The 25,275-nt window shown below is 60.0% G+C and carries 26 protein-coding genes; 15 read left to right on the top strand and 11 right to left on the bottom strand.

Annotated features, from left to right (window positions below):
- Window positions 1-7: 7 nt before the first annotated feature.
- Entirely contained in the window at window positions 8-322 is a 315-nt protein-coding gene (locus HF945_RS01055; RefSeq protein ID WP_290523845.1) for a YqcC family protein, read from the top strand.
- 617 nt (window positions 323-939) lie between these two features.
- Here the strand turns inward: HF945_RS01055 and HF945_RS01050 are convergent.
- Complete coding sequence (locus HF945_RS01050; RefSeq protein ID WP_290523844.1) at window positions 940-1,902, bottom strand: hypothetical protein; 963 nt, start codon at window positions 1,900-1,902, stop codon at window positions 940-942.
- A gap of 254 nt (window positions 1,903-2,156) precedes the next feature.
- Entirely contained in the window at window positions 2,157-2,333 is a 177-nt protein-coding gene (locus HF945_RS01045) for a hemin uptake protein HemP (protein ID WP_290523843.1), read from the bottom strand.
- A 299-nt stretch (window positions 2,334-2,632) separates the two neighbouring features.
- Between HF945_RS01045 and HF945_RS01040 the strand changes: the two genes are divergently transcribed.
- From HF945_RS01040 to HF945_RS01030, 3 genes are all read left to right on the top strand, one after another.
- Window positions 2,633-3,139 (top strand): DUF6231 family protein, encoded by a 507-nt coding sequence (locus HF945_RS01040; protein ID WP_290523842.1) that lies wholly within the window; start codon window positions 2,633-2,635, stop codon window positions 3,137-3,139.
- Window positions 3,140-3,224: 85 nt separating this feature from the next.
- On the top strand, window positions 3,225-3,920 hold the full coding sequence (locus tag HF945_RS01035) for a hypothetical protein (protein ID WP_290523841.1): 696 nt from the start codon (window positions 3,225-3,227) through the stop codon (window positions 3,918-3,920).
- Window positions 3,921-4,006: 86 nt separating this feature from the next.
- A complete protein-coding gene (locus HF945_RS01030; protein WP_290523840.1) occupies window positions 4,007-4,429 on the top strand; it encodes an OsmC family protein in 423 nt (140 codons plus the stop codon).
- Between the two features lie 409 nt (window positions 4,430-4,838).
- On the opposite strand, the gene HF945_RS01025 is transcribed toward HF945_RS01030, so the two are convergent.
- The 4 genes from HF945_RS01025 to HF945_RS01010 form a co-directional block, all read right to left on the bottom strand.
- Window positions 4,839-5,348 carry a dihydrofolate reductase gene (locus HF945_RS01025; RefSeq protein WP_290523839.1) on the bottom strand — a complete coding sequence of 170 codons (510 nt, stop codon included), beginning with the start codon at window positions 5,346-5,348 and terminating at the stop codon, window positions 4,839-4,841.
- A gap of 71 nt (window positions 5,349-5,419) precedes the next feature.
- Window positions 5,420-6,253 carry a thymidylate synthase gene (locus HF945_RS01020; protein ID WP_290523838.1) on the bottom strand — a complete coding sequence of 278 codons (834 nt, stop codon included), beginning with the start codon at window positions 6,251-6,253 and terminating at the stop codon, window positions 5,420-5,422.
- A gap of 12 nt (window positions 6,254-6,265) precedes the next feature.
- A complete protein-coding gene (gene lgt / locus HF945_RS01015) occupies window positions 6,266-7,063 on the bottom strand; it encodes a prolipoprotein diacylglyceryl transferase (protein ID WP_290523837.1) in 798 nt (265 codons plus the stop codon).
- A 6-nt stretch (window positions 7,064-7,069) separates the two neighbouring features.
- The gene (locus tag HF945_RS01010; protein WP_290523836.1) at window positions 7,070-7,873 is read right to left on the bottom strand and encodes a sulfite exporter TauE/SafE family protein; all 804 of its coding nucleotides are present in this window, start codon (window positions 7,871-7,873) and stop codon (window positions 7,070-7,072) included.
- Between the two features lie 167 nt (window positions 7,874-8,040).
- Here HF945_RS01010 and HF945_RS01005 point away from each other — a divergent pair, with 167 nt between their 5' ends.
- Window positions 8,041-8,793 carry an NRDE family protein gene (locus tag HF945_RS01005; protein ID WP_290523835.1) on the top strand — a complete coding sequence of 251 codons (753 nt, stop codon included), beginning with the start codon at window positions 8,041-8,043 and terminating at the stop codon, window positions 8,791-8,793.
- Between the two features lie 4 nt (window positions 8,794-8,797).
- Here the strand turns inward: HF945_RS01005 and HF945_RS01000 are convergent, their stop codons facing one another.
- The 3 genes from HF945_RS01000 to HF945_RS00990 are packed head-to-tail and all read right to left on the bottom strand — an operon-like array spanning window position 8,798 to window position 13,063.
- A complete protein-coding gene (locus HF945_RS01000) occupies window positions 8,798-10,243 on the bottom strand; it encodes a M20/M25/M40 family metallo-hydrolase (protein ID WP_290523834.1) in 1,446 nt (481 codons plus the stop codon).
- A gap of 2 nt (window positions 10,244-10,245) precedes the next feature.
- Window positions 10,246-12,525 (bottom strand): phosphoenolpyruvate--protein phosphotransferase, encoded by a 2,280-nt coding sequence (ptsP, locus tag HF945_RS00995; protein ID WP_290523833.1) that lies wholly within the window; start codon window positions 12,523-12,525, stop codon window positions 10,246-10,248.
- Window positions 12,518-13,063 carry an RNA pyrophosphohydrolase gene (locus tag HF945_RS00990; RefSeq protein ID WP_290525363.1) on the bottom strand — a complete coding sequence of 182 codons (546 nt, stop codon included), beginning with the start codon at window positions 13,061-13,063 and terminating at the stop codon, window positions 12,518-12,520. The genes ptsP and HF945_RS00990 overlap by 8 nt, the downstream gene beginning before the upstream one ends.
- Before the next feature lie 281 nt (window positions 13,064-13,344).
- Between HF945_RS00990 and HF945_RS00985 the strand changes: the two genes are divergently transcribed.
- A complete protein-coding gene (locus HF945_RS00985) occupies window positions 13,345-13,998 on the top strand; it encodes an HAD family hydrolase (RefSeq protein WP_290523832.1) in 654 nt (217 codons plus the stop codon).
- Window positions 13,995-14,936: a hypothetical protein gene (locus HF945_RS00980; RefSeq protein ID WP_290523831.1), complete on the top strand. Its 942-nt coding sequence runs from the start codon at window positions 13,995-13,997 to the stop codon at window positions 14,934-14,936. The genes HF945_RS00985 and HF945_RS00980 overlap by 4 nt, the downstream gene beginning before the upstream one ends.
- Window positions 14,937-15,334: 398 nt before the next feature.
- Here the strand turns inward: HF945_RS00980 and HF945_RS00975 are convergent, their stop codons facing one another.
- Window positions 15,335-15,919 carry a hypothetical protein gene (locus HF945_RS00975; RefSeq protein ID WP_290523830.1) on the bottom strand — a complete coding sequence of 195 codons (585 nt, stop codon included), beginning with the start codon at window positions 15,917-15,919 and terminating at the stop codon, window positions 15,335-15,337.
- A 224-nt stretch (window positions 15,920-16,143) separates the two neighbouring features.
- Between HF945_RS00975 and HF945_RS00970 the strand changes: the two genes are divergently transcribed.
- The 8 genes from HF945_RS00970 (at window position 16,144) to HF945_RS00935 (ending at window position 24,139) form a co-directional block, all read left to right on the top strand.
- The gene (locus HF945_RS00970) at window positions 16,144-18,642 is read left to right on the top strand and encodes a heavy metal translocating P-type ATPase (protein WP_290523829.1); all 2,499 of its coding nucleotides are present in this window, start codon (window positions 16,144-16,146) and stop codon (window positions 18,640-18,642) included.
- Window positions 18,639-19,289, top strand: a complete 651-nt coding sequence (locus HF945_RS00965; protein WP_290523828.1) for a class I SAM-dependent methyltransferase — start codon at window positions 18,639-18,641, stop codon at window positions 19,287-19,289. Before HF945_RS00970 ends, HF945_RS00965 begins: the two co-directional genes overlap by 4 nt.
- Window positions 19,286-19,648: a cupredoxin domain-containing protein gene (locus tag HF945_RS00960; protein ID WP_290523827.1), complete on the top strand. Its 363-nt coding sequence runs from the start codon at window positions 19,286-19,288 to the stop codon at window positions 19,646-19,648. The genes HF945_RS00965 and HF945_RS00960 overlap by 4 nt, the downstream gene beginning before the upstream one ends.
- A 68-nt stretch (window positions 19,649-19,716) precedes the next feature.
- Complete coding sequence (locus HF945_RS00955; RefSeq protein ID WP_290523826.1) at window positions 19,717-20,211, top strand: DUF411 domain-containing protein; 495 nt, start codon at window positions 19,717-19,719, stop codon at window positions 20,209-20,211.
- 201 nt (window positions 20,212-20,412) lie between these two features.
- A complete protein-coding gene (locus tag HF945_RS00950) occupies window positions 20,413-21,072 on the top strand; it encodes a LysE family translocator (protein ID WP_290523825.1) in 660 nt (219 codons plus the stop codon).
- A gap of 22 nt (window positions 21,073-21,094) precedes the next feature.
- On the top strand, window positions 21,095-21,472 hold the full coding sequence (locus HF945_RS00945) for a hypothetical protein (protein ID WP_290523824.1): 378 nt from the start codon (window positions 21,095-21,097) through the stop codon (window positions 21,470-21,472).
- Window positions 21,473-21,509: 37 nt separating this feature from the next.
- Entirely contained in the window at window positions 21,510-23,402 is a 1,893-nt protein-coding gene (locus HF945_RS00940) for a copper resistance system multicopper oxidase (RefSeq protein WP_290523823.1), read from the top strand.
- On the top strand, window positions 23,402-24,139 hold the full coding sequence (locus HF945_RS00935; protein WP_290523822.1) for a copper resistance protein B: 738 nt from the start codon (window positions 23,402-23,404) through the stop codon (window positions 24,137-24,139). The genes HF945_RS00940 and HF945_RS00935 overlap by 1 nt, the downstream gene beginning before the upstream one ends.
- Before the next feature lie 448 nt (window positions 24,140-24,587).
- Here the strand turns inward: HF945_RS00935 and can are convergent, their stop codons facing one another.
- Window positions 24,588-25,235, bottom strand: a complete 648-nt coding sequence (gene can / locus HF945_RS00930) for a carbonate dehydratase (RefSeq protein ID WP_290523821.1) — start codon at window positions 25,233-25,235, stop codon at window positions 24,588-24,590.
- Between the last annotated feature and the right edge of the window lie 40 nt (window positions 25,236-25,275).

Raw genomic sequence — 25,275 nt, 5'->3', positions numbered from 1 at the left:
CGGCCTGATGACAAAACATAACGCCCTCGCTGCCATCCTGGATGACCTGCAAACCGAAATGGAAAATCAGGGCCTCTGGGCAACCCACCCTCCTGCCCCCAAAGCCTTTGAAAGCCAGACACCGTTTTTTGCGGACACCATGGACTTCAGCCAGTGGCTGCAATGGGTTTTCGTGGCACGGTTTCGCGCCATGATGGATGCCGGCGCCCCGTTGCCCGGCAGCTGCGATGTGGCCCCCATGGCAGAAGAGGCACTGAAAGAAATGGAGCAGGATATGACGGAAATCATTAGCTTGCTGAAGGCGTTCGACGAGCATTTTTAAAATCGCTGAGGCGAGTGACGTGCCGCAATCTGCGAGTTTCGAAGATCAAAACCGGTTTTGCCTTTCGAAAATCACTTATCGTCGCTCGGCCCTTACTTGCCAGCCCGACCTCAGATCGGCGCTGTAGGAGTTCCCTTCCAGGGGACGAACCGAGCGCAGCGAGGCGACCGAAGGGAGGTTATTCTTAGCGACCTGTCGAGTCAGGAGCCTGCTAATAGCTGCAAGAGAGCCAACATGTTGGCCGAACGGCGGTGGCAATATCCATCCTGACATCAGGGCGGCCAGCAGCACCGCTTGCCTCGCTGGAGCTCGGTTCGCCCTGAACGGTGCTTCTACATATCGAACAGCGATTCTGGAATCCTTACCTCGCTTGGGCTCGGATCGCGGTCGAACGACCGCTCCTACAGCGGCTTCGTAGAAATGCAGAAGCTCGGGAACTTTTCCTGGTTTCCCTATCCAATCGAGCGTAGCTCGTAGCTCGTAGCTCGTAGCTCGTAGCTCGTAGCTCGTAGCTCGTAGCTCGTAGCTCGTAGCTCGTAGCTCGTAGCTCGTAGCTCGTAGCTCGTAGCTCGTAGCTCGTAGCTCGTAGCTCGTAGCTCGTAGCTCGTAGCTCACAACTATCGAATCACCGCCCCCTTCAATAAATCACGCCAATGTTGTTCATCCTCTCCCGCTGACAGCGTCCAAAGCCAATCACCGTTTTCATCCAGTGCTTCCAGGGCCGTTACTACCTGCCCGTCTCCGGGTTTGCGCAGCCGCCACAGGCTATGCATCTTCGACATATCCAGGGAGACCAGGGCGCCGTTGTGGGCCAGGTGGCAATGGCTGTTCTGCCAGCGGGGAGATGACCAGGGCGCGGTCATGCACAGTCGCACCCCCTGATTGCCGACACACAGGGTGGTCGCCGCATCCTGACAGGCAGATTCGGCCAGCACCACCGGCAGGGTTTCCGGGCGTACCTGGCAGGCAAAGCTGTCACGCACTGAGGCGTACAAGCTGGAACGGGTGCCGGGGTAGCCGGCCAGTAGGCTGGCAAAATCGTCATCATCGCGACTGCCGCTCCACACCCTTTCCATCTCATTGAGGGAATGGCCAACACCCCGGAGCGAGACCCCGCACGGACGTGGCAGATCCAGTGCCTGCTGGTCCGGATGCAACATGGCACAGACCAGCTCCTCAAATGCCAGCCCGCCACTGTCCGGCGCCACCGCCATTTGCTGCAAAGGCTGACCATGGCGATCCAGAAACAGAAGGCTGCGTGCCGGCAACGACCCGGTGGGCTCCAGCACCGCCAGCACCGAGTGCCATTGCGCCACCAGCAAATTCTGACGCAGACGACAGCGCTCACCCACCGATTCCAGGCTCCATTCCCCATCATTGAGGGTCGGGTAGCGCATGCTCTGCGACACTTTCGAGCCGGAAGAGAAGGTGGTCACCACCAGTGAGCCAAGACGGTAGAGCCCTTTGAGAATAGCCAGCGGCTCATCCTGCAGTCGCAGGACCCGGTCACCCAGTGCTGCCCCGCATTGCCGTAGCAGGGGAGATGCCGCCGGTGCCGAGGGCCATGCCATGACAGACATAATGCCTCCAGGTCTTACGCACCAGACCTCCCGGTGCGTCAGTATTAGGTGTGGAAAGCTGGCGGCGGCTGGCGATCCACGTCAGGGAGAAAGAGAGTCGCAACAAGCAACATGCTGCACGCAACAACGCGGGGAAAGGCTATCCGTGCTTGAAAGTCTTGAGCCGCGATAAAAACGTTACCGCGTTTGGCACAGGAACTTCAGGAATGAGAACCTTGCTTCGCGTTGGTGTGTGAAGCGTGTTGCGTGCAGCGTCACTTCGTTAAAATCAATCGGTTGTTGGACGTGCGCCGAAGCAGGTAACGCTCACCGGCATGCTCAATCCAGAGCTTGCCCTGGTGGTTCAGCAACAGGGAACTTGCCACACTGCTCTCCGCATTGATGGACACCCGGCGCGGGGACGAGGTAACGGTCTTCTTTAGCTGTGTCATGCTGGCCTCCATGTCTTAAATGAGAATCATTATCATTATTGATTAGACATTCGTCAACGCCTCTTTGCGATTATCTGAACAGCATCACGATTCAACCTTTGCCAACCCCCTTTGACGAAGACACAAGCCATCGCAAGAGCAGGCGGGCAATCGAAACCGTCATCAGCAACACATCGCTAGCACTCCCGTTGAACCGGGACCTGCTTCAATCTTCCCCTTCACCGAACCACACAGCTTTTTACTTTCCGCTATCGAAAAGTTCCCTGTAATGGGGTTAGACTGAAACCATGAATACTGCGATGGCACATCCAATGACCGAGTCCCCCCAGGAACGTCTGGCCGCTATCCTGGACAGCCACCAGCCCCGTTCCGTTCTGGCAGTAAGCCTCAATCCCATCCCGGTGGTCAGTCAGTGGTGCAAGGACCACGACTGCAAACTCCACGAAATCCAGTCCCCCACGCCCTTTGCTGCGCTTGAAGAGATTGAGCGTGTGGACATGGCGATTGTGGCGGACCAGCTGGAATACATGACCCACCGTGACGGCGAAGCCCTGATGGGGCTGCTGCGCAACCTGCATACCGATTCGGTTGTGGCGGTTTACCAGCCCAAGCTGGCCCCCCAGACCCTGCGCTGGCCCAGCAACGGTTTTCTGGCCCTGGGCTGCCGGGAGCAAGGGCATTTCAGTCACGACGGGCGCAGCCTGGACATCTACAGCTACGATCTCGACAACTACAATTTCGAGCGCAGCTGGAATAATTCACGGTTCTGGGCCAATCCGGAAAACTGGGGCAAGTACTGGTGGTGAACCGGTTCAGCCGGACACTTCCCGGCTGGAAAATCCCGCGGTGCTGACGTAAGGTTGCGTCACTTTCTTGTCTGTCGGCAACGCCATGATCGGTCAACGTTTTCGCGAAATCCTCTACTTCTGGTGGCGCTACCTCGGCCCCCTGTTTCTGGTTTCCGCCCCCTTTGCCCTGACCACCGAGTTATTGCAATGGGGTTTTGGTGCAGCCATCGCCCTGCCCGACGACCCGAACGGCAGCATCACCTTCAGCACCACCAGCCTGATACTGATCATGCTGCTCCGCCCCCTGGCGGAAGGCACGGTGATCACCCAGCTGGCTGCAAGCCGTGGCGGAAAACCCGCCGGCCTGCTCGCCTGCATGGCGCCCGCACTACTGATGTACCCGGCCCTGCTGGCAACGTACGCCATCATTGCCATGGGCGTTGCTCTCGGCTGGCTGGCGTTCTTTTTCCCTGCGCTCTGGGTCTATACCCGGCTCAGCTTCGCGCCCTATCTGGTTGTGCTGCATCGCCACAACCCGCTGCGTGCTATCCGCCAGTCTTTCACCATGACCGAATCGCAACAGTGGCCACTGCTGCTGGTGATTGTGCTGGTGTTCCTGACCTACACCCTGATCAGCAGCATGCTGGCCAGTCTCATCAGCACCGCCGTGCCCAACATCATGGCAGCGAGCCTGCTGATTGCCCTGCCCATCAGCGTACTGTCCATCCTTAACAACGTGGCCATCTTCCGCTTCTGGGAGTTGGCCGGGAGCCCGAACCAGGACCAGGACCAGCCCTGAACAACCGGTTACATCCTGCAATGGCAAAGGCGCCGATAAATGGCATACTGAAGCCACAACAACGGAATCAAACCGGGGGATATGCTGTGCCGCAACATACCATGCACCTGAGCTGGACAGCCCATGGCAACCAGGATCATTACCTGTGGCACCTGGCCGATGGCAACGAAGTACGCGTGGTGGATGGCCAGCATGGGCAACAGGAATTCATGGAGCCGGAAGAGGCCTTCATCGCGGCCCTGGCCAGCTGCCACCTGCTGTCTTTCCTGACCGAAGCCGCCCGGGAAGGACTTTCCGTGGCCAGCTACGATGATGATCCCTCTGCGGTACTGGGCCAGAACGACCAGGCCAGAATCTTCGTGAAGCAGATCAAGCTGCAGCCACTGGTGACCTTCAACGGCCAGCAGCCCGACATCGGTCAGATCCAGGCGCTTCATCAACGTGCACACGAGAAGTGTTTTATTGCCCAATCCGTAAAGAGTGAAGTGATCATCGAGCCGCGGGGGTGAATCAGCTGCAAGCCTCAAGCTACAAGCAGCAACGCGAATTTGACTTGTAGCCAAACGAGCAGCGTTTTCCCCGCGCCTGCTTAAGCTGCTGGAGAGCCAACATGTTGGCCGAACGGCGGTGGCAATATCCATCCTGACATCAGGGCGGCCAGCAGCACCGCTTGCCTCGCTGGAGCTCGGTTCGCACCCTGAACGGTGCTCCTACAGATCGAACAGCGATTCTGGAATCCTTACCTCGCTTGGGCTCGGATCGCGAGCAGGCTCGTTATTCGCTACGCTCACCCCTTCGGGGCCGCACTCCGTGCGTTACTCCGCTACGCTACGTTCCTACAGCGGCTTCGTAGCAATGCAGAAGCTCGGGACTTTTCAGGGCTCCTCTATCGAATCAAGCGTAGCTCGTAGCTATTCTCTATTTTCTCTCGTAAACCACGAACGAATAATCGTAGGGGTTTGGGCCTTCGGCGGCGAAGTCCTCGCGCCCGATCTCGTTCCACTCGGTGGCGTCGTAATCCGGGAAGAAGGTGTCGCCATCCACCTCTGCATGCACTTCGGTGAGGTAAAGGCGATCCGCCTTTGGCAGCGCCAGTTGATAGATCTCCGCCCCGCCCATGATCACGGTTTCTTCCTGACCTTCGATGAACGCCACGTTCTGGGCCATCTCCACCGCCTCATCCAGGGTCGTCACCACCTTGGCGCCCTCGGCCACGTAATCCGCCTGACGGGTAATCACAATATTGGTACGGCCCGGTAACGGCCCCTTGAGGGACTCCCAGGTCTTGCGTCCCATGATCACCGGCTTGCCGAAGGTGACCTGCTTGAAATACTTGAGGTCATTGGGGAGATACCAGGGCAACTTGTTGTCCCGGCCGATCACATTATTACTGGCCTTGGCCACCATCATGGAAAGTCGAATGGACATCTAAACCTCGCATCACGCACCACGCACCATGCCCCACGCGTGCTGCGTGAAGCGTGTTGCGTGTTGCGTCTCTATATTGCTACCGGCGCCTTGATGTGGGCGTGGGGCTCGTAATCGCTCAGGGTGAAATCATCGAAGGTAAAGGCAAACAGGTCCTTCACCTCCGGATTCAGGGTCATGGTGGGCAGCGAACGGGGCTCGCGGGCCAGCTGGGTGTCCGCCTGCTCCAGATGATTGGAATACAGGTGGGCATCGCCCAGGGTGTGAACAAAGTCACCAGGTTCAAGACCGCACACCTGCGCCATCATCAGGGTCAGCAGCGCATAGGAGGCAATATTGAACGGCACGCCGAGGAAGATATCGCCGCTGCGCTGGTACAACTGGCAGCTCAGTTTGCCGTCCGCCACATAAAACTGGAACAGGCAGTGACAGGGCGGCAACGCCTGCTTGCCCGCCGCCGCATTGGCATCCGGCGAAATGGACGGATCCGGCAGCACCGCCGGATTCCAGGCACTCACCACCAGACGGCGGGAATCCGGATTGCGCTTGATCTCGTCCAGCACCTGGGTGATCTGGTCGATGACCTGACCATCGGGGGTTTTCCAGCTGCGCCATTGCTCGCCGTACACCGGGCCCAACTCACCGTCTTCGGTAGCCCACTCGTCCCAGATGGAAACGCCATTTTCCTTCAGGTAACGGATGTTGGTCTCGCCGGACAGGAACCACAGCAGCTCGTGGATGATAGAACGCAGATGCAGCTTCTTGGTGGTGAGCATGGGGAAGCCTTCACTCAGGTCATAGCGCATCTGGTAGCCGAATACCGCATAGGTGCCCGTGCCCGTCCGGTCTTCCTTGAAGGTGCCGTGTTCACGCACATGACGAAGTAGATCGAGATATTGCTTCATGCCCTCACCTTTTTACGCTGTTGCCTGGCGTTCATCGTTGCGATACGCCCATACCATCATGGCGGTCCCCAGAATGATCATGGGGATACTCAGCAGCATGCCCATGGTCAGCCAGCCACCGGCCAGATAGCCGATATGGGCATCCGGCTCGCGGAAGAATTCCACAAAGGTTCTCGCGGCACCATAGCCCACACCAAACAGGCCGGTTACCGCTCCCGCCGGGCGTGGTTTGGCGGAATACACCCACAACACGATGAAGAGCAGCACCCCTTCCAGCAGGCATTCGTAAAGCTGGGAAGGATGACGCGGCAAGCGTTGCGGATCGGTGGGAAAAACCATCGCCCAGGGCACGTCACTGGTGCGCCCCCACAGCTCGGCATTGATGAAGTTACCGAATCGGCCAGTCGCCAGACCAATGGGCACCATGGGTACCATGAAATCTGCCACCGTGAAGTAACGCTTCTCGGTCTTGCGGGCAAACAGGGCAAAGGCCACCAGCACACCAATGGCCCCACCATGGAAACTCATGCCCCCATCCCAGACCTGGAACAGCCAGACCGGGTCACTGAGAAACTTGCTGAAGTTGTAGAAGAACACATAGCCCAGACGGCCACCGAGGATCACCCCCATGGCCCCGTAGAAGATCAGATCACTGACCTGCTCCCGGGTCCAACCGGAGCCCGGCTTGCTTGCCCGCACGGTACCGAGCCACCAGGCCCCGGCAAAGCCGATCATGTACATCAGCCCGTACCAGTGCACCTTGAGCGGACCGATAGCGATGGCCACCGGATCAATCACAGGAAATTCCATAACGTTCTATCCAAAAAACAGCTTCAGCCCAAGCAGGAACAGCACCCCGGCAAAAACCCTCTTGAGAGTGACAGAGGGCAAACGATGGCTGATGCTGGCCGCAAGGCGGGCAAACGGAAAACTGGTGAGCACTATACCGGCTGTAGCCGGTAAAAACACATAGCCCATCGCCCCATCCGGCAGACGGGATTCATCCCAGCCAGCCACCGCAAACCCCACCGTGCCGGCCACCGCAATGGGCAGACCACAGGCCGAGGAAATCGCCACGGCCTGCTGCATTTTCAACCGGCACCAACTTAGAAAAGGCACCGTCAGCGACCCACCACCAATGCCAAAAATGGCGGACCCGGTACCAATCAGCACCCCGGCCAGCCCCAGCACCGCAGCCCCGGGCAAACGCTCCTCTGCGCCGGGCCGTGATGCTTTCTGTCCCGCCAGCAGCATCTGCAGGGCAATGATCATGGCAAACAGACCGAACAACCGGGTCAGCAGTTCACCGTTCATGGCATCGGCAATAAACGCGCCCGCGAAGGCGCCCAGCACAATGCCCGCGCCCAGCCGAAACACCACCGGCCAGCGTACATAGCCGGCCTTGTGATGGGTGCGTACCGCGCTGATGGAGGTAATGATGATGGTGCTCAAGGAGGTGGCCACCGCCATCTTGGCCACCAGGTCCGGCGCAAAACCCAGTCCATGAAACAGGAAAATTAATGCGGGTACGATCACCACGCCACCGCCCAGACCCAGCGCCCCGGCCAGCAACCCGGCGCCGACGCCCACACCCAGACAGATGACAAACAGTTCCAGCACACCGACTCCCGACACAGACCACCGCAAGGCAGGTATGCTAGCACGGGTGGACGCCTGACGCCGGACGCTCGATGCCTGACGCTAAAAGCCATCGGGCATCTGAGCATTGGAGCACAAGCCCTGCTACGTTGATGACTTCAGGCGTGTAAAAAGAAAAGGAAGACCCAATGTGTATAGTATTGCTGGACTGGCAGCCGGAGTCTGACACCCCGTTACGGGTGGCAGCGAACCGGGATGAGTTCCATGCCCGGCCCGCAGAGCCGGCGCGCTGGCGGGGAGATATTTTCTGCGGCATTGATCTGACCGCCGGCGGCACCTGGCTCGGTATTCACCGCAACGGCCGTTTTGCGGTGGTCACCAACTACCGCGAACCGGTCACCGACCGCCAGCCCGGGGAGCGCTCCCGCGGCTTGCTACCCAGCGCCTTCCTGGAATCCAGCGCCAGCCCGGAACAGTTCGCCCGGGAACTGGCTGGCGAGCAACACCACTATGGCGCCTTTAACCTGTTGCTGGGCACGCCGGAGAGCCTGTGGTACCTGGGCAACCGCGGCGCCCCGCCGCAGCCAGTCACACCGGGCATCCATGGCCTGAGCAACGGGCTCATGGATGATCCCTGGCCCAAGGTACAACGGGCCAAACGGCATATGCAGGAGGTCATCGCACAGGGGGGGGCACTGGAACAGCTTCTGGACGTGGTCAACGACCGTCACCAACCCGCCGATGACGAACTGCCTGATACCGGTGTCGGGCTGGACCTGGAGCGACTGGTGGCGCCGGTCTTTATCCAGTCCCCCACCTACGGCACACGCGCCAGCAGCGCAGTGATTCTGGACAGGAGCAACGGCCCGGCGATGCTGGAACAGGGCTGGCAACCGGATGGGCAGACCGCCGGGCCGATTGTAGCCAGCGGCTCCCGCTGAAGCCCTACTTGCTCTGCAGCACGCCCGCATAAAAGCGGACCATCAGGGCATACTGGTCACGGGCCAGCCGCTCATTGGGCCCGTGAAAGCGAGCGATGTCTTCCTGCTGCAGTGACACCGGCAGAAAGCGCAGCACATTTTCCGACAAGGCCTGATAATGCCGGGCATCACTGCCGGCAATCATCAGAAAGGGGGCCGGCACCGGTTCGTCCGGCAAGGCCGCCGCCAGCCCCGCCACCCGTTCAAACGCAGCGGAGTGGGCCGGCGAGATCGACGAGGCTTCCGCAAAGAAACCGTCCTTTACAGTGACCTGCACGTCCGACGGCAGGATAGCCTCCAGCCAACCGAGAATGCTGTCTCGGCTCTCGCCGGGTAACAGGCGGAAGTTCACCACCGCCTCCGCCGTGGCAGGAAGCACATTGTCCTTCACCCCGGCGTTGAGCATGGTGGGTGCCTGGGTGGTTCGGATCAAGGCGTTGGTCTCCGGCTTGCTGGCAAGCTGTTGCAGTACCAGCGGCTCGAACAGCCACAGATTGGCAAAGACCATGCGTTTGGCAAACGGTTGCCAGGGCGCCACCTGTTCCAGCATCTGCCGCACCGGCATCCCCAGGGACGCCGGGCGAGGATGCGACTGCAGCGTCTGAATGGCAGCGGCTACTTGGCCCACTGCGGTCTTCGCCGGCGGCCGTGATGAATGCCCCGGCTCCCCATGGGCCCTCAGAACCACACTGAGATAGCCTTTCTCGGCGATACCGATCAGCGCCACCGGCGCGCTGATACCCAGGGTACTGCCCGGCAACACCATGCCTCCCTCATCCAGCACCAGTTCGAACTGCAGCCCTTGCGACAGTAACCAGGCCGCCATTCTGGCAGCGCCATGCACCCCGCCGGTCTCCTCATCGTGACCGAAAGCCAGCCAGACATCACAGGGCGGTTGCTGGTCCGCCGCCAGCATCCCCTCCACGGCTTCGAGGATAGCCATGACCGAAACCTTGTCATCCATGGCACCCCGCCCCCAGATATATCCCTCCTCATTCACCCCGGAAAACGGCGGATAGCGCCAGTCTTCCGGTGATGAGACCGGTACCACGTCCTGATGGGCCAGCAGAAGAGTGGGCTTGCAGCCCTGGCCGCTGTCCCAGTGAAACAACAGGCTATGGCCGAAGATCTTTAATGACAGTGAAGCATGCACCAGGGGAAAGGCATCACGCAGGAATGCATGGAAGTCATCAAAGGCAGCATCATTGCCGGTAAGGGTAGGAAAGGTAATGGCCCGTGACAGTCGAGCCACCATGGCGGGCTCATCACTGGATTCAGCCAGTGCCGGCAGGGCAACGGCCTTGCGTTCCTGCGGGGCCAGCAATAAGGTGCGGCTCACCATCACCGCCAGCAGTCCCGCCAGCAACAGCACGAACAGGACACCGAGTCGGGCCAGCAATCGGCCAGACATGATCAGTTGATCGCCTTGCGGTTTCGCAGCAGGTCACCGAGACCCGCCTTGTCCAGCTGCAGATCCACGTAGGCCGAAATCACTTCGCCATTATCCATGGCCAACACTTCACTGAGCAGTTTGCGGATAAAGCACATCTTCACCTGGCGAATGGCCGCCTTCACTTTCAGCAGGTTGGACGCATTCATGGACAGGGCATCCACCCCCATGGCCATGAGCAGCAGGGCCGCTGCCGGCTCACCGGCCATCTCGCCACACACCGAGACTTTCTTTCCCTCTTCCCGGGCCTGTTCCACCACATGCAGGATCGCGTGCAGCACCGCCGGGTGATAGGAATTGTAGAGTGAGGCCACCTGGCGGTTGTTGCGATCCACCGCCAGCAGATACTGGGTCAGGTCATTGGTGCCAATGGAGAAGAAATCCACTCGCTGGGCCAGCGCCCTTGCCTGATAGACCGACGCAGGCACCTCGATCATGACTCCGACTTCCGGCATGGGAATGTCGAGGCCTTCTTCTCGCACTTCCAGCCAGGCCCGGTGAATAAAGTGCTGGGCGTCCTCTGCCTCGATCACGCTGGTCACCATAGGCAGCATGATGCGCAGATTGTTGAGCCCCTCGCTGGCCTTGAGCATGGCGCGCAACTGCACCATGAAAATTTCCGGGTGATCGAGAGTGACTCGCAGCCCCCGCCAGCCCAGGAAGGGGTTGTCCTCTTCGATGGGAAAATAACTGAGAGACTTGTCCCCGCCCACATCCAGGGTGCGCATGGTCACCGGGTGGGGAGCAAACGCCGCCAGCTGCTCCCGGTAAATCACCCGCTGCTCCTCCTCGGAGGGAAAGCGGTCGCGCACCATGAAGGGAATTTCGGTACGGTACAGCCCCACCCCTTCTGCGCCCCGCTCCAGCGACCGGCTGATATCGGTCATCAGCCCGGTATTCACCTGCAGCTGGATCCGGTTGCCATCCTCGGTTTCCGCAGGCAGATCCCGCAGACGCTCCAGTCCGGCCTGCAGGGTAGCTTCTTCACGGATGATCTCTTCGAACTGCGCTTTCAGCTCCGCAGACGCATTGGCCACCACCCGGCCGCGGAAACCATCCACAATGATTTCCTTGTCGTCCATCTGTTTGAGCGGCAGATTCTGGGCACCCACCACGGTAGGTATGCCCATGGCCCGCGCCACAATGGCCATGTGGGAATTACGCGAGCCGCGAGTGGTGACGATGCCACGAATACGCTCACGGGGGACTTCCATGAGCATGGGCGCCGAAATGTCTTCACCAAGCAGGATACATTCATCCGGAAAGATCACATGACGGCGGGTCTGACTCTGCAGCTGGGCCAGCACTCGCCGGCCAAGATCCCGAACATCCGCCGCCCGCTCGCGCAGGTAGGGATCATCCATCATTTCGAAGTTGCGCACATGCGTGTCCACCACATCACGCAAGGCCCCCTGGGCCCATTGCCCCTCACGAATCTGGGCGATGACCTCCGCCGGCAAGGCATGCCGATCCAGCATGCGCAGATACACATCAAACAATGCTTGCTCTTCAGCCCCCAGGGACTTGGAGGCCCGCTCGGCCAGGTCCCGCACTTCCTGCCGGGTACGTACCAGCGCATCATCCAGCCGGGCAATTTCATCACCGACGTCGTCCACGTTCCGATCCGGCACGGACGCCAGATCCGCTTCCGGGAACAACAACACACCGTAGCCGATAGCGGCGCCGGGGCAGCCGGGCAAACCGTCATAGAAACTGGGCAGCGAGCCATCCACACCGGCTTCCAGCTGATCGAACAATACGCCGGAAGCGTGTGCATGGGCGATGACTGCGGACAACTGGGCAGAAATGGTTACCAGAAAGGCTTCTTCACTCTGATCAAAACGCCGCACATCCCGTTGCTGCACAACCATGACGCCCAGCACCTTGCCGTGGTGCATCACCGGCACACCCAGGAAGGCATGGAAAGGGTCTTCCCCGGTTTCCGCCAGGTAATGAAACTTGGGATGCGTGAACGCGTCTTCCAGGTTGACCGGTTCCTCGCGCAACCCCACCTGACCAATCAGACCTTCTGCCAGTCCCAGGCTCACATTTCCCACCGCTTCCTGCTTGAGGCCCTCTGAGGCCATCAGCACATAACGCTGGTCTTCTTCGTCCCGCAGGTAGATGGAGCACACTTCGGTGCCCATGGCATCCCGCACACGCTTGGCCATGAGATCCAGCGCCGCTCGGATATCCGGGGCGTTGTTCACCTCCTGAACAATGCGGCGCAGGGTATCAAGCATCGTTACTGCCTCCCGTCCGGGCCGGATCAGCGGCCCGCCCGGAAGCAAGCGTGCCCACCTCCTTTTTCAGCGCCGGCGCCAACTCACGCAGCGCACGGGCATACACGCCCCGCTTGAAATGCACCACCTTGCGGATCGGATACCAGTAGTTCACCCAACGCCAGGCCTTGAACTCCGGGCTCTCACTGGCAAACAGGTCTATGGATTCCTCACTGGCGGTGAGTCGCAGCAGGAACCATTTCTGCCGCTGGCCGATACAATGGGGTTTGTTGCGTGGCCGGCGCAGAAAACGACGCGGCAGCCGATACGTCAGCCAACCTTCGGTAGAGGCAATAATTTCCACATGCTCTTCACGCAGACCAACCTCCTCTTCCAGTTCGCGGAACAGGGTCTCTTCCGGGGTTTCTCCGGGCATCATGCCACCCTGGGGAAACTGCCAGGCATCACGATTGCCTACCCGGCGACCCCAGAACACCCGGCCATCGTCGCCGGCAATAATGATTCCGACATTCAGCCGGAACCCTTTTTCATCAATAATGCCTGTCATGATCTCTCTGGAATCGGGGCTGCGTGCCAGGCCAGGTGGCGAGGGCAGCCAATGCCCGAAAACCCCTATGACTCATAGGGTTACTGTTACGTGCCTTTCGGGCGCTGTTGCCCCATTAAACCTTGTCCGGCAACCTGCAATCAATTCCCGAGTACGGGAATCACTGCAACTTTTGTACCCTTTGCCGGCTTTCCTTCGCGGAAAGCACCCAGTGCTCGCTATAACTTGTCACCGCCATCCCCTAGAATGAGCGGCTTAGCAAAGGAGAGGCCATGACACTCGCGATTTTTGACCTGGACAACACCCTGATTGGCTGCGATTCCGACCACTTGTGGGGCGACTGGCTGGTAGAAAAGGGCATTGTGGATGCCGAGCACTACAAGGAAACCAACGACCAGTTCTATGTGGATTACCAGAATGGTCGTCTGGACATCATGGCCTACCTGCGTTTCTCCCTGAAGGTGCTCGCCGACAACGACATGGCCCAGCTGCATTTCTGGCGCGAACAATTCCTGGCGGAAAAGCTGGACGAGATGTGGTTGCCCAAGGCGGAGACCCTGCTCCAGCAACATCGGGATCAGGGCCACACCTTGATGATCATCACCGCTACCAATGATTTCGTGACTGCGCCACTGGCTGATCGCCTGGGCGTAGATCATCTGATTGCCACCGTGGCCGAATGCAAGAAGGAACGTTATACCGGCGAAGTGGCCGGCATTCCCAGCTACCGGGAAGGCAAGGTCACGCGCCTGCATGACTGGCTCAAGGAGCACGATGAATCCCTGCAGGGCAGCTGGTTCTACAGCGACTCCCACAACGATATCCCGTTGCTGGAGCAGGTGGACCACCCCGTGGCAGTGGACCCGGACGCCAGCCTGGAGCGCGAAGCCCGAGAGCGCGGCTGGCAAATCATGAGCCTGCGATGAACCCGGTAACCGCCATGAAAGCATCCATCACCGTTATGGCTGCCGCCCTGCTGGCGCTCGCATTGTCCGGCTGCGATGCCCCCGACGCCCCGGCTCCGCAAGCAGAGCAGCCTGAGCCAGCGCAAAGCAGCATTCGCGTCAGCGATTGGCAGCAACAGCATCGCCAACAATTCGAAGCCGCCGCTGCCCGCTGGCAGCAGGCACTGGTCACAATGGATCAGGAAGCGGACCAGGACAGCCTGGACGCGGCGCGTCTCGCCCTTGCTGACTGGTATGAGACTTTCACCGCACAAACCCTGCTGCTCAATGCCCGCGCCTGTCAGCTGGATCAGCAGGCCTTGCTGGAACGCATGGACAGCTGGCCGCTTTATCCAGGCTACATCGACGCCATGCCGCAATGGCCGGAGTCCGGTTTGATCAGCGATCCGTATCTGGAAATGGATCGCAAGACCTTGCGCCTCCAGCACGGCGCCACGGATGCAGCGGAGGCCAGTCTCGGCTTTGCAGCCATGCTGGTCGTGCTCAATGGTAGCGGTGATGCCCTCCGCGGGCTGGATCACTTTCAGGGGCAAGACAATAACGCGCCGCGACGGCTGCGCTATCTGAAACTGGCCGGCGAACAGGCCGTGGCGGATTATCAGAGCCTGAGCAATTCCCTTCCGGTGTCCGCTGACAATCTGGATTGCGCCCTGTCACGTATTATCCAGCGCCACCAGAAACTGGCCAGCAGTGCCGTGAATGATGATGAACTGGTGATTCCGGATGTCGTTCGCCGCACCGTCAACGACAGGCTGCTGGCATCACTGGAACAATTGCCGGACAGCGCCGCCAGTGCCTGGAATGAAAGCCGCCCCGGCTTGCTCGACACCCTTGCCGCCAGTGCAGAGGAAGGCTGGGGGCCACTGGAAGCCTGGCAGCTACGTGGCGATGGCGAGTAAGCCCTGCCACCTTTACGTAGGCGCGTCGGTTATTCGCTCCGCCACCCTGCGGGGCCGCCTTGTCAGGCGTTCCTTCGCTGCGCTCGGTGGCGGCGCGATTCCTGCGCTTTACTACGCCCAGTGAGATCGATGTCCGGGGTAAATTCAGCAAGCTGAACTTCCCACACAATCAGCAAAGCCCGTTTTACCACAGAGGTCTCAGTGATCCACCGCAGGAACGTAGCGCAGCGGAGTAACGCACGCAGCAGTGCGGCCCAAAGGGGAGCGAAGCGAATAACCTGCCTGCAGACAAGCCCCTACGGAAAAGCGGGGGGGCTTTCCCGGAAATCCGCGATCAACACAAAAAAAGCCCGCAGGTCATCCCTGCGGGCTTTTTTGTACGATCGTCGATAACCCGTTTAGAAGTTATAACGACCAAATACGCCAATGGTGTCGCGATCACCGGCCACCACCACACGGGCACCGATATCAACGGCAGGGGTTGCCTTGAACAGGCCTTCACCGTAAACCCCCAGATCGTCGTCATACAGATCCAGGTAGGTCAGACCACCCGACAGCTCAATCTTGTCAGTGGTGGCGTGACGGACACCACCACGGATCTCGAAGCCCACATCATCGTCATCACCGAAACGGTGATCGCGATCATCGTAAATGATGTCCGCACTGGTGACGAAATCCAGACCCTGCTGCAGCGGGGTGTGGAAACCAATACCACCGGACAGCTGTTTGCCATCGATATCATAGTCACCATCGTAGAAACGCAGGGCACCACGAACAAACAGATGCTCATCAAGGCCAAAGCTGCCTTCCGCGCTCAACGCATCCGCGTCCCAGTCGCCATCCACATCCCAGCGGTCATAAGCCAGCTGACCGTAGCTGTAGGAAAAACCGTTGTCACGAACAGCAGAAGTACGCTGCTCCGCCATGGCAGTACCAGAAACGGTCAGCGCGATACCAGACACAAGCAATGCTTTCTTGAACATGAAAAATACGTCCTCTTCAAAATTGAAACGGCTCGTCAAAACGCCATCACTATACTGTTTCAAGGGTGGACCTGACTGTGCTACAGCCTCGAAAACCCGGATCTTTATTAAAGTTTTTCAATGCGCGGGCAGATTTATACCACGCGCTTGACCTTGGGGTTACCCTAAAGTTTAACAATCTGTGATGCTATCCCACGAGTTGTCTGCGTTAACAGGAGGCCAGAATGGTCCTGCACACATTGCCGATTGCCGGTGCGACCTGCCAGGGGTGTGCACGCAAGATTATCGCTGCCCTGGACGCCGTGCCTGGCGTGAGTAAGGCCACCGTGGATCTGGATCAGCAACAGGTCCAAATCACCACTGACACGGATACCCCGGAAGCAACGCTGAGCCAGGCGATCGCCACCGCAGGCTACGCACCCAATAAAGAAGAGAGCAGTACTGAAACAGGCGCCACGCCCACAGCCCCCGGTAATGCATCCCGGAAAACGCACACCACCCTGAACATCACCGGCGCCACGTGCGCAGCGTGCGTCCGCACCATTGAACAAGCCCTGAGGCACACGGCCGGCGTGGAGCAGGCGGAAATGAATTTCGCTGATCGCACGGCAGAGATTACCGGCTCCGCGTCTGCCGAAGCACTGATCCAGGCCGTGGAAGACGCAGGCTATGGCGCCAGTGAAGCTCGCCCGGAAGACGATGGCAGTGAACAAGAGGCCCGTGAGCAGGCCCATTACCGCCAGCTACTCAAGCACATGTGGCTGGGGATGGGCCTTGGGGTGCCGCTGATGGCCTGGGGTCTGCTGGGCGGCGACATGATGGTGCGCCCCGGTGAAACCAGCCAGTGGGTGTGGCTGGGCATTGGCCTGGCCACCCTGGGCATCCTGGCCACCGCCGGTCGCCATTTCTTCACCGGCGCCTGGAAAGCGTTCACCCATCACAATGCCAACATGGATACCCTGATTGCGTTGGGAACCGGTGCCGCCTGGCTCTATTCCATGGTGGTGGTGCTTGTGCCCGGCGTGTTGCCGGAAGCTGCCCGCCATGTCTATTTCGAAGCCAGCGCCATGATCATCGGCCTGATCAATCTGGGTCAGGCGCTGGAAGTGCGCGCCCGTGGCAAGACCAGTGCCGCCGTGAAACGGCTGCTGGATCTTGGCGCCAAAACCGCACGGGTAATCCGTGATGGCCCAAACCGACAAAGGGAAGAGCAGGACATCCCGGTGGAGCAGGTGCAGACGGGAGACCGGCTGCGGGTTCGTCCCGGCGAGAAAATCGCCGTGGATGGCCTGGTGCAGGAAGGCGAGAGTCGCATCGACGAATCCATGCTCACCGGCGAACCCATGCCAGTGGAAAAAACGCCCGGCGACAAGGTCCGTGCCGGCACCCTTAACGAAGGCGGCACCCTGATTTACCAGGCCACCGCCGTGGGCCGCGACACCACCCTTTCGCAGATTGTCGCCCTGGTCAAAAAAGCCCAGGGCAGCAAGCCCCCCATTGGCCGGCTTGCAGATCAGGTGTCCGCAGTGTTCGTGCCCACCATCATGATCATTGCCGTAGTGTCTGCCCTGGCCTGGTATAACGTCGGTCCGGATCCACGCCTGACTCATATGCTGATCAGTGCCACAACGGTACTGATCATCGCCTGCCCCTGTGCCCTGGGCCTGGCCACGCCCATGTCGGTGATGGTGGGCGTCGGCAAGGCCGCCGAGCACGGCATCCTGATTCGTCAGGGGGAAGCCCTGCAAACCAGCAGCAAGCTGGACACCATTGTGCTGGACAAGACCGGCACCATCACCGAAGGCAAACCGGCGGTCACCGATATTCTCTGCGCGGATGGAGAGGAAGACACCGCCGTGCTCAGGGTGGCCGCCAGTCTGGAGAGCGGTTCGGAGCATCCCCTCGCCATGGCCATACTGCGTGAAGCGCAACGCCGTGAGCTTGCGCACCACGACGCCAGCCAGTTCGAGGCCCTGAATGGCAAGGGCGTAACAGCCCAGGTGGAAGGGCAACGCTATCGTCTGGGTAATCGCCGCTGGCTGGAAAGCGAAGGGGTGACCATTACCCTGGACAGCAAACCCCTTACCGACAAGGGCGCCACCCCGCTGTTCCTGGCCCGCGACAACACACTGCTCGGCATCATCGGCGTTGCCGACCGCATCAAGAATGACTCCAGGGCTGCCATCGCCCGCCTGCGCGACGCCGGCCTGAAAGTGATCATGATCACCGGCGACATCCAGGCCAGCGCCAATGCCATCGCCCGAGAGGCGGGTGTGGATGAGGTAATGGCGGAAGTACTGCCCGAAGACAAGGCCGAGAAGGTGAAAGCACTGCAACAGGAGGGGCGGGTGGTGGCCATGGTGGGGGACGGGATTAATGATGCGCCCGCGCTGGCTCAGGCGGATGTGGGCTTCGCCATCGGCACCGGCACCGACGTGGCGATTGAGTCCGCCGCTATCACGTTGATGGGCGGCTCCCTGCATGGCGTCGCCGACGCCATGGCCATCTCTTCCGCTACGGTGCGCAACATCAAGCAGAACCTGTTTGGCGCCTTCGTCTATAACAGCCTCGGCGTGCCGGTGGCCGCCGGTGTGCTCTACCCGTTCACCGGCAGTTTGCTCAGCCCGGTGATTGCCGGCGCTGCCATGTCACTGAGCTCGGTCACGGTGGTCACCAATGCCAACCGTCTGCGACTTTTCAAGCCCTATCGAGGTAACACATGACGCCCGAACAACTTGCTGCCCAGTTACGCCACCCCCATGGAGAAGCAGGCGCACGCGTGGCGGAAAACATGAACGCGAGCAATCAACCGATTATTGCCAACACCTATGGAACACTGGCACTGCAGGATGGCGACAGGGTCCTTGAAATCGGTCCAGGCAGTGCCGGGCATTTACCCACCTTGCTGGCGCGAGCTGATGGACTGGATTACACCGGGCTGGACCTGTCCGCGGATATGGTGAAAACCGCACAAGGCCTGCATAAAGCGCAGCCCAAAGTGCGCTTTGTGCACGGCGATATTACCCAGGCACCGCTTCCCGAGAATCATTACCAGGCCATTGTCGCCATCAATGTGGTGTATTTCTGGCAGCCCCTGGCACCGGCCCTGAACGCGCTTTGGCGACACCTGGCGCCGGGCGGGCAGCTTTGCCTGGGCTTGCGGGACCGGGAAAGCATGTCCACCTTGCCCGTTTTCCAACATGGCTTCCTGACCTATGAAGGCCCGGACCTGATGCAGGCCCTGGCAACGATGGGCTTTGTGCAACTGGCCATGGCCCGCCATCCGGAAGACAGCACCAGCGTTTTGGGACAGATGATGCACAAGACCGGCCTGGTCATTACCGGCCACAAACCGGAGAGCCCATCATGAGTATCCTGATCAACCTTGCCGGCATCATCCTGATCGGCCTGATTATCTGGTGGTTCTGGTTGTCACAACCCGGGCGCCGGAAAGCCGCCAGCGTCACCAGTGAAACGACCATCATTGTGGATGATGGTGTCTACACGCCGGCGCTTGTCCATGCCCGTGCCGGGCAGCCCCTGACCCTGCATTTCGACCGTCGTGATCCGTCCCCCTGTGCCGAACAAGTGGTCTTTCATGGCCTGGACGTGAGTGAATTTCTCGACAACGGTAAGGTCACAACCGTTACCCTGCAAGACCTGCCGGAAGGCGAATACCGTTTCACCTGCCAGATGCAGATGTATCAGGGCAGATTGATTGTAGACTGAGTCCAAACCGCAAACACGCAACACGCAACACGCAACACGCAACACGCAAAAAAGAATGAGGATCTAACGTGAAAAAACTACTGGTTGTTTTATCTGCCCTGTTTATTGCCGCCTGCGGCGATGACGCCCCCGCGCAACCGGAAACCACCACCGCTGACAAGCCGGCAGCCCAGGTGGCCAGCACCGACAAGGTACTGGAGGTGTACAAATCCCCCACCTGCGGTTGCTGTGGTGACTGGGTGGATCATATGAAGGAAAACGGTTACACCGTGGAAGTGCATGACACCGACAACATGCAAGCCATCAAGGAAAAGGCCGGCATCCTTCCCGGTGGCGGCTCCTGCCACACCGCCTTTATCGACGGCTACGTGATTGAAGGCCATGTGCCCGCCAGCGATGTGGATCGCCTGCTGGCCGAGCGTCCGCAAGGCAAGGGGCTTACCGTGCCCGGCATGCCGGTGGGCTCCCCCGGTATGGAAATGGGCGACCGGGTGGATACCTATGATGTACTGCTGTTTGACGAAGACGGCATGGCCGTATTCAGCCACCACCCGGGCAACTAACAGCTGCGAGCTGCGAGCAACCAGCTACCAGTCGCGGGAAGGGCTTAAAAATATCACGAGGCCCTGCCCGCGAACCTGAAGCTTTTTAGATCTTGTTGTTTTCACTCGCAGCTCAAGGCTGGTAGCTCGCAGCTGCTCTTCTCTTCAACCTGTCACAGCAACCCGCTACAGTTATTCCCTTTGCGTGTAACGAGACCCTGAATGCTTCCTCTTCATGACTGGCTGCTGCTGGCCAGCATCTGCGCCCTGGGGGCCATGACGCCGGGGATCAGCCTGGCGGTGATTACCCGGCATACCCTCCACGGCGGGCACCGCGCCGGGGCCGTGGCCGGCATCACCCATGCCCTGGGTATCGGCATCTGGGCGGCGGCCACGGTCACCGGCATGGCTGTGCTGTTTCACCGTTATCCCATGCTGGAAACCGGCTTCTCGCTGGTGGGGGCGGTCTTCCTGCTATGGATGGCCTGGAAAAGCTGGCAGGCCGGTCGCCACCCACTTCCTCCGCCTGACCCGGACAGTCAGTTCAATGAACTTCATGGCGCCGCCTGGGATGGCTTCATGGTGGCGTTTCTCAACCCCAAGGTGGCGCTGTTCTTCCTGGCCCTGTTCAGCCAGTTCCTCTCTGCCGACATGGGCAACGTGGCACGGACGCAGATGGTACTGACCGCCATGCTGATTGATGGTGGCTGGTATGTGCTGGTGGCCATGATGCTGGGCCGCAGCCGCTTTCTGCCCTGGCTGCGCGAGCACCACCACTGGGTGGAACGGGGCACCGCCGTGCTGCTGGTGGTCATCGCCTGCAGCGTTGCCGTTCAGGCCCTGACAGCTGACACCTCACTGCCGGCCTTGACCATGGGGTAGCCCCAAGGTTGATAATGACACTATGAAACGTGCGTGGCGCCAATACCGTTCGGCCCTGCTGGCCCTGTTGCTCTCCAGTCTGATGCTGGTGACCGGCACCGCCGTGGCCATGCAAAGCAGCGCCATGGCCGCCGAAGGCTCTGGCATCAGCGCCATGGAACACTGCCATCACCACAACATGACCATGGCCGACATGCCCTCCGCTGAGGTCGATGGCAACCACTGTCCCGATGGCGAAGCCTGTCAGTGTGTGACGCTTTGCCAGGCCAGCGCCATTACCTTCACCCGCTTTATTCCGACCAGCGATCGCCCCGCCCGCCACTACCTGCCGGATGCGGTGATTGATCTGTCGCCGGGCATTCACCGGTTACCGTTCCGCCCCCCGTCCCTGACTGTTTGAGTCCGCCTTACCCACTCAAACAATCAGGAGACAGACCATGAACACCCCACATCCGTTTTCCCTGCCGCGGCGACGTTTCGTGCAGGGCCTGGCACTGGGTGCCGCCGGCCTGGGCATGGCCATCAACCCGCGCCAGCTGCTCGCGACTCAGGGGCATACCGGCGCACCGGTCATCAGCGGTGACGCCTTTCACCTGACTCTGGGCGGCGCCGATGTGAACATCACCGGCAAGCCCCGCCCGGCCACTACTATCAACGGGAGCATTCCCGGCCCAACCTTGCGCTGGCGCGAAGGTGACACTGTCACCCTCAAGATCACCAACCTGCTGCCGGAAACCAGCTCCATTCACTGGCACGGCCTGCTGCTGCCGTACCAGATGGACGGCGTACCCGGGCTTTCTTTTGATGGCATCAAACCCGGCGAGACCTTCACCTACCAGTTCCCGGTGGTGCAGAGCGGCACCTACTGGTATCACAGCCATTCCGGCTTTCAGGAGCAGACCGGCATCTACGGCTCTATCATTATCGATCCGAAAACGCCGGATCCTCACGCCTTCGATCGCGAGCAGGTGGTGATGCTGTCAGACTGGAGCGACGCAGACCCGAATCATATCTACGCCACCCTCAAGAAGCTGAGCCACTACTACAACTTCAACGAACGCACCGTGTTCGACACCCTGCGCGACATCCGCGAAAAAGGCGTCATGCAGACGCTCAAGGATCGCCACATGTGGAACAGCATGCGCATGAGCGACCGCGATCTGGCCGATGTGACCGGGTATACCTATACCTACCTGATGAATGGCCAGAGCCCAAACGGCAACTGGACCTGCCAGTTCAACCCCGGTGAACGGATCAAGCTGCGCTTCATCAATGCCAGCGCCATGACCTTCTTCGACATCCGCATTCCCGGCCTCGACATGACCGTGGTGGCCATGGACGGCCAGCCGGTGAAGCCGGTGGACTTCCATGAGGTACGCCTGGGCGTAGCTGAGACATTGGATGTAATCGTGGAACCCAAAGATGACCGCGCCTACACCCTGTTTGCCCAGAGCATCGACCGCTCCGGTTTTGCCCGCGGCACCCTCACCCCGGACCCGGCCTACACCGCCGAGGTCCCGGCCATGGATGAGCCGCCTCTGCTCGGCCATACCGAAATGGGCATGGGGACCATGAACTATGGCGCCATGGATGGGGACGGCATGGATCACGAGGGCATGAACCATGACATGTCTGGCATGGATCACAGCGCCATGGGCCACGGCATGGATCACGGTCAGATGCAGCATGGCGACAAGACGGTGCCCTTTGCCATGGATCCGGACAACCCGGATCTGGCCCCCAGAGAAAGCGCCACCCAACACCTGGACAGCGAATACGGCCCCGGTGTGGACATGCGCGCCATGGCCCCCGGCGAAATGCTTGCTGACCCCGGCATTGGCCTGCGCCAACGGGACTGGAAGGTGCTCACCTATGCCGACATGGAAACCGCCGGCGGGCCACCGGACAGCCTGCAGCCGGATCGTGAAATCGTGCTACACCTCACCGGCAACATGAGCCGCTACATGTGGAGCTTCAACGGCATTCCCTTCGCGGATGCCAAACCCCTGGAGCTATATCACAACGAGCGCGTGCGCATCACGCTGGTCAACGACACCATGATGACCCACCCCATTCACCTGCATGGTCTTTGGAGCGATCTGGAGCTGGGCAACGGCAAGCTGCTTCGCAAGCACACCATCACCGTGAAGCCCGGCGAGAGACTCAGCTACCTGGTCCGTGCCGACGCCCTGGGCCGCTGGGCCTATCACTGCCACCTGCTCTATCACATGGCCGCCGGCATGTTCCGCGAAGTGCGTGTGGTAGCCGACAAGGGCCAGGGCGAAGCCCCTCCGATGATGAATCATCACCCGCATGGGGAGGGCGCGTAATGAACAAGCTAATCAGTGTGATCAGCCTGGGCTTGCCCCTTACCGTTGCCAGTACCCACCTGATGGCCATGGGCGAAGACCCTGCCCGTTTCAGCCGTGTGCTGGTGGACCAGCTGGAAGTCCGCGATACCGACGAAGGCCGGGTGCTGGGCTGGGAAGCCAGTGCCTGGTACGGCGGCGATATCAACAAGCTCTACTTCACCACGGAAGGCGAGCGGCTGATGGCCCCGGAAAAAGACGAGGAAGACCCGGCCACCGAAGGCGCCGAAACCCGCCTGGCCTGGAGCCATGCCTTTGCCCCCTACTGGGACTGGCAACTGGGCGCGCGCCGCGACTGGCAACCGGATGATCCCAACCGGGACTGGGCCAGCATCGGTGTGCAGGGCGTGGCCCCCTACTGGTTCGAGGTAGACGCCAACCTGTTCGTGGGCGAAAACGGCCTCACCAACCTCCGTGTGGAGCTTGAGTACGAGCTGATGCTGACCCAGAAACTGGTATTGGTACCCAGCCTGGAAGCCAATCTTTATGGCAAGGAGGATAAGGAACTGGGCATCGGCGACGGCCTGACGGATATCGAGGCAGGGCTGCGCTTACACTACGAAATCCGCAGGGAGATTGCCCCCTATATTGGCGTTAACTGGGAGAAGCAGTACGGCGACACCGCCGACCACACCCGCAATGCGGGAGGCAAAACCGAGGAAGGCATGCTGGTGGCAGGGATTCGCTTCTGGTTCTGACAACCCGCTAGCGCCTTCCTGCTTTGAAGAGGCTCACTGTGGGAGCGGTCGTTTGCTATGCCCTCCGGGTGCGACCGCGATTTTTCCGCGTGAGACAGGGTCAAACCGCATGCACGACTTCTGTGGGAGCTTGCCTGCAAGCGATCCGAGCCCAAGCAAGGCAATCAGTTTCGAGTAACAAGTTGCGAAAGGCAAAATCTCAAACTTCTTGCTTGGTTGATGTCTTTTGGGTTTCGAAACTCGGTAATCGTCTCTGGAATCCTTACCTCGCTTGGGCTCGGATCGCGAGCAGGCTCGCTCCTACAGCGGCTTCGTAGAAAAGTCGGAAAGTTGGAAACTTTTCGGTCTTTCTTAATCCAATCGAGCGTAGCTTGTAGCTTGTAGCTTGTAGCTTGTAGCTCGTAGCTCAATGGCGGAGATGCCCTGAGGCATTTCCGCCCTACGGGCCTCAGCCAGAGCAGCTGTCGTACTCGTTATTTTCCAGCGTCCGCAGCTCATTGTTGCCTTGAATCTGAATGTCCAGATCCTGCAGCACGCCATCACCAATACCATAGATCCAGCCGTGCACCGTCAGCTCCTGATCACGGCGCCAGGCTTCCTGAACTACCGTTGTGTTGGCAACGTTGATGACCTGGCGCGCCACGTTCAGCTCGCACATCTTGTCCAGGCGAGCCTGATCATCTGGCAGCTCGGCCAGATTCTTGCGGTTGCGCAGGTACAGTTCGCGCACCTGCCGCAGCCAGTTGTCAATCAGCCCGTGGGGGGCATCTTCCATGGAGGCTTTCACCCCGCCACAGCCGTAGTGCCCCACCACCATGATGTGCTTCACCTTGAGTACATCCACGGCAAATTGCAGCACGGAAAGCAGATTCAGATCGGTGTGGTTGACCAGGTTGGCCACATTACGGTGGACGAACAGCTCACCGGGCATCAGGCCTACCACTTCATTGGCCGGTACGCGGGAATCCGCACAGCCAATCCACAGGAACTCCGGGCTCTGCTGCTTGCCCAGCGCCTCGAAGAAACCGGGATGCTGCTTTTCGATCTCGACACGCCATTTTTGATTGTTGGAAAACAGTTCAGGCAGGGTTTTCATGATCTCTCGCTATCGTTAACGCATTCACGCAGCAGGCAAC

Origin of the sequence: Alcanivorax sp., assembly GCF_017794965.1 — a bacterium.
Classification (GTDB): domain Bacteria; phylum Pseudomonadota; class Gammaproteobacteria; order Pseudomonadales; family Alcanivoracaceae; genus Alcanivorax.
The sequence above is the reverse complement of the archived record's forward strand: the minus strand, read 5'-3'. Positions and strand labels throughout refer to the sequence as shown.

Coding starts and splice junctions, on each gene's coding strand:
- HF945_RS00935 (WP_290523822.1), top strand. CDS start 23,402: ATGAACAAGCTAATCAGTGTGATCAGCCTGGGCTTGCCCCTTACCGTT.
- HF945_RS00950 (WP_290523825.1), top strand. CDS start 20,413: ATGCTTCCTCTTCATGACTGGCTGCTGCTGGCCAGCATCTGCGCCCTG.
- HF945_RS00960 (WP_290523827.1), top strand. CDS start 19,286: ATGAGTATCCTGATCAACCTTGCCGGCATCATCCTGATCGGCCTGATT.
- HF945_RS00975 (WP_290523830.1), bottom strand. CDS start 15,919: ATGTTCAAGAAAGCATTGCTTGTGTCTGGTATCGCGCTGACCGTTTCT.
- HF945_RS01035 (WP_290523841.1), top strand. CDS start 3,225: ATGATCGGTCAACGTTTTCGCGAAATCCTCTACTTCTGGTGGCGCTAC.
- HF945_RS01000 (WP_290523834.1), bottom strand. CDS start 10,243: ATGTCTGGCCGATTGCTGGCCCGACTCGGTGTCCTGTTCGTGCTGTTG.
- HF945_RS00940 (WP_290523823.1), top strand. CDS start 21,510: ATGAACACCCCACATCCGTTTTCCCTGCCGCGGCGACGTTTCGTGCAG.
- HF945_RS00970 (WP_290523829.1), top strand. CDS start 16,144: ATGGTCCTGCACACATTGCCGATTGCCGGTGCGACCTGCCAGGGGTGT.
- ptsP (WP_290523833.1), bottom strand. CDS start 12,525: ATGCTTGATACCCTGCGCCGCATTGTTCAGGAGGTGAACAACGCCCCG.
- HF945_RS01055 (WP_290523845.1), top strand. CDS start 8: ATGACAAAACATAACGCCCTCGCTGCCATCCTGGATGACCTGCAAACC.
- HF945_RS01005 (WP_290523835.1), top strand. CDS start 8,041: ATGTGTATAGTATTGCTGGACTGGCAGCCGGAGTCTGACACCCCGTTA.
- HF945_RS01020 (WP_290523838.1), bottom strand. CDS start 6,253: ATGAAGCAATATCTCGATCTACTTCGTCATGTGCGTGAACACGGCACC.
- HF945_RS01050 (WP_290523844.1), bottom strand. CDS start 1,902: ATGTCTGTCATGGCATGGCCCTCGGCACCGGCGGCATCTCCCCTGCTA.
- HF945_RS01040 (WP_290523842.1), top strand. CDS start 2,633: ATGGCACATCCAATGACCGAGTCCCCCCAGGAACGTCTGGCCGCTATC.
- can (WP_290523821.1), bottom strand. CDS start 25,235: ATGAAAACCCTGCCTGAACTGTTTTCCAACAATCAAAAATGGCGTGTC.
- HF945_RS01025 (WP_290523839.1), bottom strand. CDS start 5,348: ATGTCCATTCGACTTTCCATGATGGTGGCCAAGGCCAGTAATAATGTG.
- HF945_RS00985 (WP_290523832.1), top strand. CDS start 13,345: ATGACACTCGCGATTTTTGACCTGGACAACACCCTGATTGGCTGCGAT.
- HF945_RS00980 (WP_290523831.1), top strand. CDS start 13,995: ATGAACCCGGTAACCGCCATGAAAGCATCCATCACCGTTATGGCTGCC.
- HF945_RS00965 (WP_290523828.1), top strand. CDS start 18,639: ATGACGCCCGAACAACTTGCTGCCCAGTTACGCCACCCCCATGGAGAA.
- lgt (WP_290523837.1), bottom strand. CDS start 7,063: ATGGAATTTCCTGTGATTGATCCGGTGGCCATCGCTATCGGTCCGCTC.
- HF945_RS01045 (WP_290523843.1), bottom strand. CDS start 2,333: ATGACACAGCTAAAGAAGACCGTTACCTCGTCCCCGCGCCGGGTGTCC.
- HF945_RS00945 (WP_290523824.1), top strand. CDS start 21,095: ATGAAACGTGCGTGGCGCCAATACCGTTCGGCCCTGCTGGCCCTGTTG.